The 11942-nt window shown below is 47.5% G+C and carries 12 protein-coding genes; 7 read left to right on the forward strand and 5 right to left on the reverse strand.

All coding sequences use genetic code 11. The features are described from left to right. Position 1 precedes the first annotated feature (1 nt). Complete coding sequence (glyQ, locus tag C4S60_RS17900) at positions 2–922, reverse strand: glycine--tRNA ligase subunit alpha (protein WP_103881723.1); 921 nt, start codon at positions 920–922, stop codon at positions 2–4. Between the two features lie 415 nt (positions 923–1337). Between glyQ and C4S60_RS17905 the strand changes: the two genes are divergently transcribed. After that, positions 1338–1892: a TMEM165/GDT1 family protein gene (locus C4S60_RS17905; protein WP_103881724.1), complete on the forward strand. Its 555-nt coding sequence runs from the start codon at positions 1338–1340 to the stop codon at positions 1890–1892. 141 nt (positions 1893–2033) lie between these two features. Then, complete coding sequence (locus C4S60_RS17910) at positions 2034–2294, forward strand: hypothetical protein (protein ID WP_103881725.1); 261 nt, start codon at positions 2034–2036, stop codon at positions 2292–2294. A gap of 35 nt (positions 2295–2329) precedes the next feature. Here the strand turns inward: C4S60_RS17910 and tusA are convergent, their stop codons facing one another. Further along, on the reverse strand, positions 2330–2578 hold the full coding sequence (tusA, locus tag C4S60_RS17915) for a sulfurtransferase TusA (protein WP_103881726.1): 249 nt from the start codon (positions 2576–2578) through the stop codon (positions 2330–2332). A 134-nt stretch (positions 2579–2712) separates the two neighbouring features. Here tusA and C4S60_RS17920 point away from each other — a divergent pair, with 134 nt between their 5' ends. Beyond that, positions 2713–2898 carry a hypothetical protein gene (locus C4S60_RS17920; protein ID WP_103881727.1) on the forward strand — a complete coding sequence of 62 codons (186 nt, stop codon included), beginning with the start codon at positions 2713–2715 and terminating at the stop codon, positions 2896–2898. A 172-nt stretch (positions 2899–3070) separates the two neighbouring features. Continuing rightward, on the forward strand, positions 3071–4012 hold the full coding sequence (locus tag C4S60_RS17925; protein ID WP_103881728.1) for a LysR family transcriptional regulator: 942 nt from the start codon (positions 3071–3073) through the stop codon (positions 4010–4012). Positions 4013–4094: 82 nt separating this feature from the next. Here C4S60_RS17925 and acuI read toward each other — a convergent pair whose 3' ends face one another. From acuI to fadB, 3 genes are all read right to left on the reverse strand, one after another. Then, positions 4095–5075, reverse strand: coding sequence for an acrylyl-CoA reductase (NADPH) (acuI, locus tag C4S60_RS17930; protein ID WP_103881729.1), 981 nt, complete (start codon positions 5073–5075; stop codon positions 4095–4097). A gap of 152 nt (positions 5076–5227) precedes the next feature. Beyond that, positions 5228–6391, reverse strand: a complete 1164-nt coding sequence (gene fadA, locus C4S60_RS17935) for an acetyl-CoA C-acyltransferase FadA (RefSeq protein ID WP_103881730.1) — start codon at positions 6389–6391, stop codon at positions 5228–5230. Positions 6392–6417: 26 nt separating this feature from the next. Then, positions 6418–8586 carry a fatty acid oxidation complex subunit alpha FadB gene (gene fadB, locus C4S60_RS17940; RefSeq protein ID WP_103881731.1) on the reverse strand — a complete coding sequence of 723 codons (2169 nt, stop codon included), beginning with the start codon at positions 8584–8586 and terminating at the stop codon, positions 6418–6420. Positions 8587–8806: 220 nt separating this feature from the next. Here fadB and C4S60_RS17945 point away from each other — a divergent pair, with 220 nt between their 5' ends. The 3 genes from C4S60_RS17945 to hemG are packed head-to-tail and all read left to right on the forward strand — an operon-like array spanning position 8807 to position 11458. Continuing rightward, on the forward strand, positions 8807–9430 hold the full coding sequence (locus tag C4S60_RS17945) for a YigZ family protein (protein ID WP_103881732.1): 624 nt from the start codon (positions 8807–8809) through the stop codon (positions 9428–9430). 33 nt (positions 9431–9463) lie between these two features. Beyond that, complete coding sequence (locus tag C4S60_RS17950) at positions 9464–10921, forward strand: TrkH family potassium uptake protein (RefSeq protein WP_103881733.1); 1458 nt, start codon at positions 9464–9466, stop codon at positions 10919–10921. A gap of 9 nt (positions 10922–10930) precedes the next feature. Next, positions 10931–11458: a menaquinone-dependent protoporphyrinogen IX dehydrogenase gene (gene hemG, locus C4S60_RS17955; protein WP_103881734.1), complete on the forward strand. Its 528-nt coding sequence runs from the start codon at positions 10931–10933 to the stop codon at positions 11456–11458. The last annotated feature ends 484 nt before the right edge of the window (positions 11459–11942 follow it).

Below are 11942 nucleotides of genomic sequence, written 5' to 3' on the forward strand. Positions count from 1 at the left end.
ATTACTTCTCCTCGTCCTTCTTAAGCATTGGGAAGCCTAGTGCTTCACGTGATGCGTAATATGCTTCTGCAACTGCTTTAGTCAGGTTGCGGATACGAAGGATGTAACGTTGGCGTTCTGTTACAGAGATAGCTTTGCGCGCGTCCAGGATGTTGAATGCGTGTGCTGCTTTAAGAATGCGCTCGTAAGCTGGTAGAGGAAGAGGCTTCTCTAGCTCTAGCAGCTGTTTAGTTTCTTTTTCACACTGATCAAAGTAAGTGAATAGGAAATCGACGTCAGCGTGCTCGAAGTTGTACGTTGACTGCTCAACCTCGTTTTGGTGGAAGATGTCACCGTAAGTAACGGCGCTGCCGTCTGGTGCCATGTTCCAGACAAGATCGTAAACAGAGTCAACCTCTTGGATATACATAGCCAGACGCTCGATACCATACGTGATTTCACCTGTTACTGGCTTACACTCCAGGCCGCCAACTTGTTGGAAGTAAGTGAACTGAGTCACTTCCATGCCGTTAAGCCACACTTCCCAGCCAAGGCCCCATGCACCCAATGTCGGGTTTTCCCAGTTATCTTCTACGAAGCGAATATCGTGCACCAGTGGGTCGATACCAAGAACTTCAAGTGAGCCCAGATACAGTTCCTGGATGTTGTCAGGAGAAGGCTTCAACGCTACCTGGAATTGATAGTAGTGCTGAAGACGGTTCGGGTTTTCACCATAACGGCCGTCAGTGGGACGACGAGAAGGTTGAACGTAAGCTGTCGACATTGGCTCTGGGCCAAGTGCACGCAGACATGTCATTGGGTGAGAGGTGCCAGCACCTACTTCCATATCTAGCGGTTGCACAATGGTACAGCCATTTTGTGCCCAATAATCCTGCAGCGCGAGGATCATTCCCTGGAAGGTTTTGATATCGTATTTTTGCATAGTCAATTCGCGCGATTCTTCTTCGAAAAAGTTCTGTCTGAAAGATAAAAATAACGATCAAGTATACCCAGTAATTCCTTGGGGTAGTAGAGGTAAAAGTGGTTAATTAATCATCGTTGGACGAAAAAAGGTCGGTTTTTCGCATTTATTGGCGTGATTGAGGTTTGGTCGCAGTAAGATTGTTGAATTTGATACCCAGAGTGATTACAATGCCGCCATCTTTGGGGAGTAGCTTATTCCGACTCTAACAAGAGTCAGAATTCGTTCGTCAACATAATTGGTGCAAAATCACCATGGCGTTCGAGACTTGTGCCTGCAAGTTTAGCAAGACCATAGATAAACATCGTGAACCGGGGTGGGGCGCGAGGTTTGTCTATAGGTTAAATACTATAATCCCTGCCCCTTAGAGCATGTCGTGAGCGTTTTAGCTATTTCAATTACAACTGTTGCGTTAGCCGAGATTGGGGACAAAACCCAGCTTCTATCCTTGTTATTGGCCAGTCGTTACCGTAAACCAATTCCAATTATTGCTGCCATTTTCCTGGCAACGATTGCCAATCATGCCCTTGCTGCCTGGTTAGGGGTCGTGGTGGCTGACTATTTGTCGCCTGAGGTCCTGAAATGGGTGGTGGTGGCCAGTTTTCTCGCGATGGCAGCCTGGGTGCTGATCCCAGATAAGTTGGATGATGATGAAAGCATTTCCAACAGAGGCCCTTTCGTGGCGAGCTTCATTGCCTTTTTTATCGCAGAAATCGGTGACAAGACCCAAATAGCGACGTCCATTCTTGGTGCGCAGTACTCGGATGCGCTGACCTGGGTCGTGCTCGGGACGACGATTGGTATGCTGTTGGCAAACGTACCGGTTGTGTTGATTGGTAAGTTATCTGCAGACAAACTACCTCTTGACTGGATTCGCAGAATTACCGCCATATTGTTCGTCGGCCTGGCGATAGGGGCTGCTATTTTTTAATAACAATATCAACATGCTAATAAAAATTAATCGGGATCAAACTCTTGCGCTAATCTGGTGGATTTCGTGATGAATGACATATTAGTGTCATAATTGTCATGGTAATTTAACTATGTGGATCCTAGCGAGAGGGCAACAACTATGCTTACACGTTACACAGGAATGACCGCACAGAGTCAAAGCCGCCTATTTACTTTTGGCTTGGTCTTGACGCTTTTGGGGATGGTATTGACCGATATGTGGATACCCATGGTGGTTGGTGCCATCATTATGGTTGGACTGACGGTAGAATCTTGGATTCGAGTTCAACATCTGATCCCGATGCACAATGAACTGCGCTCGATGCAAAAGCAGTTGAAGAAACTGCAATCGGAAATGCGCACCATAGAGTATGACGAATAGTAAAAAGGCTGCATTGTGCAGCCTTTTTTGATCTTTTATGCCAGACCTTTCTTAATCAGATAAAGGTAGGGGATAGCGTCGGTTTGTGCCCCAACTAGCTGGTGATCCATGAACCGGCAAAAGCTTGGAATGTCTCGCGTTGTGGAGGGGTCGTCAGCTTTCACTAACAACACTTCACCGTCTTCCATTTTTCGAATTGTCTTCCTGACCATCATCACTGGCTCTGGGCAGCGCAATCCTTCAGCTTCGAGTGTTTGCGTTGCAAGGTCTGTATTGATTGTCATGATGCGCTCTTTCTATCTAAAAAACAGCTCAAATTCTACTTATGAAGAAAAAATATGCAATAACTCTTGGCAAATGGTTTTTTTTGTTTTAACTTTATTTAACAAGTTGGTAACAAAGAAGCGAGGGAGTAGCTATGTTGACCACTTTAGACAGATTAACGATATACTCAGTGCTGTGCTTTATCGCCTTCTGTGCCCTGGTACTCAAGACTTCAGTAGAGCCTAGCGCAATGCCTCTATTAGGTTTAAGCGCTGCCATTTTTGGTATTTGGATCGAAATGCGGCGTTGGCAAGATGTTTCGGAAGAACAGGAAAATTAACAATTTATAAACATTTTGCAATTTTAACTTATTAACACACTATACGACATTCCGACACTATCCCCATTTTCTTGGGCTTCCCCGCTGAAAGGCGGGATTTTTTTTATCTGGAGCTAGGTAAAGGGGCGCTTGCTACGTGTACACTAGGAGAATAATAAGGTAGGAAGCGTTTATGGAACTCGAAGAAATTTATCGTCGTGATCTCAATTTGTTAGTTGCGCTAAAAGTGTTAGTGGAAGAGGGCAGCGTAAGCCAGGCTGCGGTTCGCCTGAGCCTCAGTCAGTCTGCAACGAGCCGGGTCTTGGGTCGACTGCGAGAACTGCTTAACGATCCGTTATTTACTCGACAAGGACAGCGCCTTATACCAACCCGCAAGGCGGTGGAAATCTGCAAGCAAATTGATCAGCCATTGGAGGCTTTCCGCCAACTGCTGACACCAACAGAGTTCAACCCGTTCTATTGCAATGAACGCTTCCTGATTGCGACTACGGACTACGCCATGCAGACCATTCTTCCCTATGCTCTGCCTAAGGTTTATCAGCTGGCCCCTAATATTTCACTGGAGTTCGCTCCACTTCAGCACGAAAATCTGTTCAAACAGTTAAGTACAGATAAGGTCGATATGGCCATCTGCCGACCTTCAGGGTCTGTGGCTCCCCTACATCAGGACATTCTGGGGCAAGTGGGTGTATCCTGTCTGGTATCTAAGCAGCATCCATTGGCGAGTCACCCCTTGTCTCTGGAAGACTATATTAACGCTCCCCATGCGATGATTGCTATCAGTGATGGCGTGAAAGCATTACTGGATGCGGCATTGATTAACCAGAAAGCGCGCAGAATGGTATTGCGTGCCTACCACCTTGAAGCAGCGCTGGCCATTGTTGATAGCATGCCACTCATCATTACCGTACCGGCGGACCTGGCCTATTTGGTGGCGGACCGTTATGACCTGGTGATTAAGCCACTGCCCTTTGCTTTTACACCGTTTGATTATTCACTTATCTGGCATACACGTTGTGATACCTCGGAGTCGCAGCAATGGTTGCGCTCGGTGCTCAAGGAGGAGTGCGGAAAGTTGATTGCGAAACGAATTGAGGATGTAGGGTTGGGATAGGGGCCCACTCACGGAGTGGGCGATGACAAAGGATTAGGTTACCCCCCTTGTTCAGGGGAGGTCAGTGGAAATTTTAACCTGCTTAGATCTTGATAGTGACTCGCCCGGTGACAGCGCCATTAGTAATGTCTTCAGCAGCTTGAATTGCTTCTTCCAACGCTACGGTTTTGCTGGCCTGCGCATAGAATGACTCCGGAAGCAGGGCTGCTAACTGTTCCCACGCTTTGATGCGTTTCTCACGTGGGCACATTACTGAATCCACGCCTTGCAGGCGCACATTACGCAGGATAAATGGCATTACCGTTGTGGGTAGATCAAAGCCTCCCGCCAGACCGCAAGCCGCAACTACACCGTTATAGTTCATTTGCGCCAGTACTTTGGCCAGCAGTTTGCTGCCTACTGTATCTACGGCGGCGGCCCATAATTGACGTTCAAGAGGTTTCGCTGGCTCTTCCAGTTCACTGCGCTCAACGATGCGAGCTGCGCCTAGCGACTTAAGTAGCTCACCATTTTCCGATGCACGACCCGTTACTGCTGCTACTTTATAGCCCAATTGATTAAGCAGTGTGACTGACACGCTGCCGACGCCACCACTGGCTCCTGTGACCAGCACTTCCCCGTCTTCCGGTTTTACACCAGCATCAACGATGGCTTGTACACAGAGCATAGCGGTGAAACCAGCGGTACCGATAGCCATGACTTTCTCCGCATCCAGCCCTACTGGCATAGGGACAAGCCAGTCGCCGTTCAGACTCGCTTTTTCAGCCATGCCGCCCCAATGGTTTTCACCGACGCCCCAGCCCGTAAGTACCACTTCGTCACCTTCCTTGTAGCGAGGGTCTTCTGATTGAGACACGACGCCAGAGAGGTCGATACCCGGAACCATAGGGAAATTGCGGATAATTTTACCTTTACCAGTAATCGCCAACCCATCTTTGTAGTTCAAAGATGAATATTTTACATCTATTTTTACATTACCTTCGGGAAGCTGTGACTCGTCAACCTGAGAAATGGTCGCGATGGTTTTCTTGTCTTCTTGGTTAAGTAACAGTGCTTTGAACATGGTGTTCTCCAATGAGTTGACGTGTTATCTGCAGCCAAGTGTAGGTGACAAACAGGGAAATAAACAATGAAACTTCAACATTAGATACATGCATCACATGCATATATAAAAACAGCCCCGCAAGCGGAGCTGTTGTTTAGTTTCTCTGAAAGTTAAGGGCGTTCAAAGATGGTTGCAATGCCCTGACCCAGACCAATACACATGGTAGCCAGACCAATTTTTGCGTCTTTGTCTTCCATGATATTGATAAGGGTGGTGGAGATACGAGAGCCTGAGCAGCCCAGTGGGTGACCCAGAGCTATCGCTCCACCGTTAAGGTTGACCTTCTCATCAACTACTTCTAGCAGGCCTAGATCTTTGGCACAAGGCAGGGACTGAGCGGCAAAGGCTTCGTTAAGCTCAACAATATCGATATCGTCCATCGTCAAACCGGCGCGCTTAAGCGCTTTTTGCGTCGCAGGAACCGGTCCGTAGCCCATGATCGATGGATCGCAACCTGCGATGGCCATTGAACGGATCTTGGCTCGAATTTTCAAACCCAGCTCTTTGGCTTTGTCCTCGCTCATGATAAGCATTGCAGACGCACCATCAGACAGCGCAGAGGATGTGCCAGCAGTGACCGTACCATTGGCCGGATCAAACACCGGACGAAGCTGAGACAAACCTTCAACATTGGTTTCTGGACGAATGACTTCATCGTAATCCAGCGTAAACAGGGAGCCGTCTTCAGCATGCCCTTCTGTCGGCAGGATTTCGTTTTTGAAACGACCCTCTACTGTTGCGGCCTGTGCGCGTTGGTGGCTACGAGCTGCAAATTCATCCTGCTGCTCGCGGCTAATGCCATGTAACTTACCCAACATTTCTGCTGTAAGTCCCATCATTCCCGCTGCTTTAGCTACATTTTTCGACAGTTGCGGGTGGAAATCAACACCGTGAGTCATAGGTACGTGACCCATGTGTTCGACACCACCAATCAGGCAGATATCGGCGTCGCCAACCATAATGGAGCGCGCTGCATCGTGCAGGGCCTGCATGGATGAGCCACACAGACGGTTTACCGTGACCGCACCAATTTCAATAGGTAGCCCGGCCAGTAGCGCAGCATTACGAGCAACGTTAAAACCTTGCTCCAGAGTTTGCTGTACACAGCCCCAGTAGATATCTTCAATCTCTTCTGGCTTTACTTGTGGGTTGCGAGCCAAGATACCTTTCATTAGATGTGCCGATAAGTCTTCAGCACGCTGATGTCTAAATGCACCACCCTTGGAACGACCCATGGGTGTACGAAGACAATCAACAACGACAACATTTTTCATTTTGATATTCCTCATCCAATCGGTGGTTACAGTGAGCTAGCTTGCTGCACGTCATAGAAGCGCTTGCCAAAGCTTGCCATATCGACCAGCGACTGAGGCACCTTGTACATCGCACCTAGCGACTCATATTGCTTCGCCATCACAACGTAGTTATCGATACCGATACTGTCTAGGTAGCGGAACACACCACCTCTAAATGGAGGGAAGCCCAGACCGTAAACCAGCGCCATATCGGCTTCTTGAGGTGTAGCAATGATGCCTTCTTCCAGGCAAAGTGCTACTTCATTGATCATTGGAATCATCATGCGCTGAATAATGGTATCGTCGTCAAACGCCTGTGCTGGTTTGCTGACCGCTTCGAGCAGAGCGTTAATGTCTTCACTTGGCGCTTTCTTAGGGCGACCACGTTTGTCTGTGGTGTAAGCGTAGAAGCCAGAACCATTTTTCTGACCATATCGAGTGTTTTCAAATAACACGTCGATAGCATCACGCTGATCTTTTGCCATGCGCTCCGGGAAGCCCTCGGCCATTACTGCCTGTGCGTGATGCGCGGTATCGATGCCGACAACATCCAGCAGATATGCCGGTCCCATTGGCCAGCCGAACTTACGCTCCATCACTTTGTCGATCTGGATAAAGTTGGCACCATCACTGAGCAGTTGACTGAAGCCGCCAAAGTATGGGAATAGCACGCGGTTGACGAAGAAGCCCGGACAATCGTTTACCACGATTGGTGATTTACCCATCTTCGCGGCATAGGCAACGACACGATTGATGGTTTCTTCTGAAGTGTGTTCACCACGAATGATTTCGACCAATGGCATACGGTGCACCGGGTTGAAGAAATGCATACCGCAGAAGTTTTCTGGGCGTTTCAGCGATTTTGCCAGCGTATTGATAGGAATCGTTGAGGTATTCGATGCGATAACCGTACCTTCACCAACAAGTTCTTCTACTTCGCTCAGTACCGCAGCCTTGATCTTTGGATTCTCCACCACAGCTTCAACGATGACATCGCTTTGCTCAATACCTGCGTAATGCAGGCTAGGGGTAATAGAGGCGAGTACGCCAGCCATCTTAAATCCGTCGATACGTCCACGTTGCAGGCGTTTGTTGAGTAGTTTGGATGCTTCGGTCATGCCTAGCTCTAACGATGCTTGAGCAATGTCCTTCATAATGACAGGCACACCTTTAAGCGCTGATTGGAAAGCGATACCGCCACCCATGATACCCGCGCCCAATACGGCAGCACGTTCAGTTTCTTTACCTGATTTAGCTGCTTTCTTCGCCAGACCTTTGATGTACTGATCATTGAGGAAAATGCCAACCAGCGCATTTGCTACATCTGACCCAGCCAGATTAATGAAGTAGTTTGCTTCCACTTCCAGTGCATCATCACGACCCATTTGGGCAGCATCTTCAATGGTTTTAACGGCTGCCATAGGGGCTGGGTAGTGTGGTCCCGCTTTTTGGGCAACAAGGCCTTTTGCCATGGTAAAGCTCATCATTGATTCAAGCTTGCTAAGCGTCAATGGAGAGACTTTCGCCTGACGGCGTGCTTTCCAGTCAATCTTTTCATTGATAGCAAGTTCGATGGTGTTGAGCGCTGATTCGTACAAGGCATCGGTATCCACAATGGCATCAAGAAGGCCGACCTTTAGTGCTTCATTGGCACGGCATGCTTTGCCTTGAGTGATGATTTCCATGGCGCTGTCAGCACCGATCAAGCGCGGAAGGCGAACAGTGCCACCAAATCCAGGCATGATGCCAAGTTTGGTTTCTGGTAAACCAATGCTGGTGGTTTTATCACCGATTCGGAAATCTGTCGCCAATACGCATTCGCAGCCACCACCTAAGGTATGACCTTTAAGTGCTGAAAGGGTTGGGACTGGCAGATCTTCCAGTTTGTTGAATATGTTGTTGGCGAACCCCAACCATTGCTTGAGTTCGGCTTTTGGCTTAGCAAATAGACCTAAGAACTCGGTAATGTCTGCGCCCACGATGAAGGCACTTTTATCGGTAGTCAGGATAAGGCCTTTAAGGTCATTCCATGCTGCTAATGCATCAAGAGCTTTATCCAGGGCTTCGAGAGTAGCCAGATCAAGTTTATTGACCGACTTGGGAGAGCTAAAGCACAGTTCGGCGATGCCGCTACGTACTTCCTTTACCTGTAGAGTTTCAGATTGGTAAATCATTGTCTTTCTCCGTGACAGACAATCTGTGATTGTGTGAAAGCGGTTGTTATAGTTTTTACATCTGGTTAGACCAGTTATGTTAGTGTGAACTGCATTGAAAGTAATTTCAATACATTTTTTAAACAACTGTTTAACATTATGACCATGGTCCAATCTTCGAGTCAATCGCTAAAGCTCGTGGTAGAATACCCTTTTTAGGCTACAAACATGACAAATGCTAATGAACTCAACTGCATACCTGATACCTGAGCATTCTGTTCTTTTTGAAGAAGAAATTAAGAAAAGTGTGTTTATCACGCAACTTGCTCATACTCCCAGTATCAACAGTGCCAAAGCGTTCATTGATCAGGTCAAACGCGAGCATAGTGCGGCCAGGCATAACTGTTGGGCGTTTGTTGCCGGGCGACCCGAAAACTCTATGATGTGGGGGTTTAGTGATGATGGTGAACCTTCCGGCACTGCTGGAAAGCCGATACTGGCCCAGTTAAGTGGTTCGGGCATTGGCGAGATGACAGCGGTGGTCACGCGCTATTCTGGCGGCATCAAACTGGGAACGGGTGGATTAGTTAAAGCCTATGGTGGTGGCGTACAACAAGCACTTAAGCTAATTCAAACTATCGAAAAAAAAATCACCACTCATTTACGACTAGAGTTAGACTATGCATTTGTGGCAATAGCCCAGGCAGAGCTGAGTCGATATGACGCGATTGAAGTCGAATCCCAATACACAGATAAGGTCGTGTTGATTGTGGAAGTTGAAGTGAATTTCGCGGATGAACTGACGCAGAGCATAATTAATAAAAGTGGAGCCAAGGCAATGGTCTCCGCAGTGGAAAACAACTAGGACGTAGCGAAGCTCCGGCTTCATTCAACTTATATGCAATTTCGATCCATTATCCGCATTGTAGGGCTTTTGCTCGCGCTGTTCAGTGTGTCAATGTTAGCACCTGCCCTTGTCGCACTGATCTATCGTGACGGTGCGGGTGTGCCTTTTGTCACCACGTTCTTTGTTCTTCTGGTGTGTGGTGCGATTTTCTGGCTCCCCAACCGACGTCATAAGCACGAGCTCAAAGCACGAGATGGCTTTCTGATCGTCGTGTTATTCTGGACCGTAATCGGTAGCGCTGGCGCGTTGCCGTTTCTAATATCCGATTTTCCCAAGGTATCGATCACCGATGCGTTCTTTGAGTCTTTCTCTGCCTTAACAACTACTGGGGCAACTGTCATCGTTGGTCTCGATGAATTACCGAAAGCCATATTGTTCTACCGGCAGTTACTGCAGTGGTTTGGTGGTATGGGGATCATCGTATTGGCCGTTGCCATTCTACCTGTACTGGGTATCGGTGGCATGCAGTTGTATCGGGCTGAAATTCCCGGGCCCGTCAAAGACAGCAAGATGACCCCTCGGATTGCAGAGACAGCCAAAGCACTTTGGTACATCTATCTTAGTCTGACCATTGCCTGCGCTGCTGCGTTTTGGGTCGCCGGAATGACGCCGTTTGATGCCATCGCCCATAGCTTCTCTACCATAGCGATCGGTGGCTTCTCCACTCATGATGCCAGTATGGGATATTTTAACAGTCCGGCCATCAATATGATCACGGTCGTGTTCCTGCTGATTTCGGCCTGTAACTACTCCTTGCACTTTGCTGCATTCTCCTCTGGCGGTGTTCATCCCAAATATTACTGGAAGGACCCTGAGTTTCGCGCTTTCCTCTTTATACAGGCAGTACTGTTTTTGGTGTGCTTCCTGATTTTACTGGAACACCACTCTTATAACTCGGTCTATGATGCTTTCGATCAGGCTTTGTTCCAATCCGTCTCTATCTCGACTACTGCAGGATTTACCACAACTGGATTCTCGGAGTGGCCGTTGTTCCTTCCGGTACTGCTGTTGTTTTCTTCTTTTATTGGTGGCTGTGCAGGTTCAACGGGAGGTGGGATGAAAGTGATTCGTATCCTGTTATTGACCCTGCAAGGTGCTCGTGAGATGAAACGTCTGGTTCACCCCAGAGCGGTTTATACCATTAAAGTCGGCGGAACAGCCCTGTCACAGCGCGTGGTAGACGCAGTTTGGGGATTCTTTTCGGCTTATGCTCTTGTGTTTGTTGTTTGTATGCTGGCACTGATCGCCACGGGTATGGATGAACTCAGTGCGTTTTCAGCCGTTGCCGCGACACTGAATAATCTTGGTCCTGGATTAGGTGAAGTAGCCCTGCATTTTGGCGACATCAATGATAAGGCGAAATGGGTGCTGATTGTGTCAATGTTGTTTGGTCGATTAGAAGTGTTTACGCTGCTGATACTGTTAACCCCTGCGTTTTGGCGCAGCTAAGGATAATTCGTGGAAAAAGTCTTATATCTCTATTCCTCACGCGAGGGGCAAACTAAAAAGATCATTGAGCGCATTGCTCAGCAGTTAGGACACAATACTGCCCAGATGGTGAATCTGCATGAGAACCTGGATGTTAATCTTAATCAATTTGATAAAGTGCTGATTGGCGCATCGATCCGTTATGGGCATCTCAATAAAAAGCTCTACCAGTTTATAGCAGCGAATCAAACACAGTTATCTTCGATGAAAGCCGCGTTCTTTTGCGTCAATCTGACGGCGAGAAAAGAAGACCAGGGAAAAGATACTCCAGAGGGCAGTGCCTATATAAAGACGTTTTTGAAGAAGTCTCCATGGCAACCGACACTGATAGGCGTTTTCGCTGGTGCCCTGTATTACCCCCGCTATAATGCTTTTGATCGGTTCATGATTAAATTAATCATGACGATGACGGGAGGAGAAACGGACACTTCGAAAGAAGTGGAGTACACCAACTGGGACAAAGTGACGGCATTCGCTGAGCAATTTCAACAGTTGTAATAAGAAAACGTTGGGTTTTGCGCCGTTTTGTACTGTTTTTGAGCGAACGAGAAAAAAAAGCGAAAAACTTTAAAAAAAGGGTTGCCAACGGAATTTCGATCTCTATAATGCCCCCTCGCTGACACGGGAACGCAAACGAAAGTTCGCACTGAGTCAGAAGGCTTCAAGCTTCTAAGAAGCTTAGCAAAATAAGTTGAAAAAAGTGGTTGACACGACAACTTATCTCGCTAAAATGGCCGTCCGTTTCGAGGGAAGCTCGAAACAAGCTCTTTAACAATATAAACCTATCAATCTGTGTGGGCACTCGTTGATGATAATCAAAATTAGATTCTTCGGAATCAAATTTGGTTTCAATGAACTGAGTGACCAATTCAAGTCGCAAGACTTGGCACAGTCAATTCATTATCGTTCTGTTGGAACGATAATAGCTTTAAAATTACATTAGTAGTTTTGAAGTCAGTATTCATTGAGCCGACAAAATCTT

The organism is Vibrio hangzhouensis (assembly GCF_900107935.1).
GTDB classification, from domain to species: Bacteria; Pseudomonadota; Gammaproteobacteria; order Enterobacterales; family Vibrionaceae; genus Vibrio; species Vibrio hangzhouensis.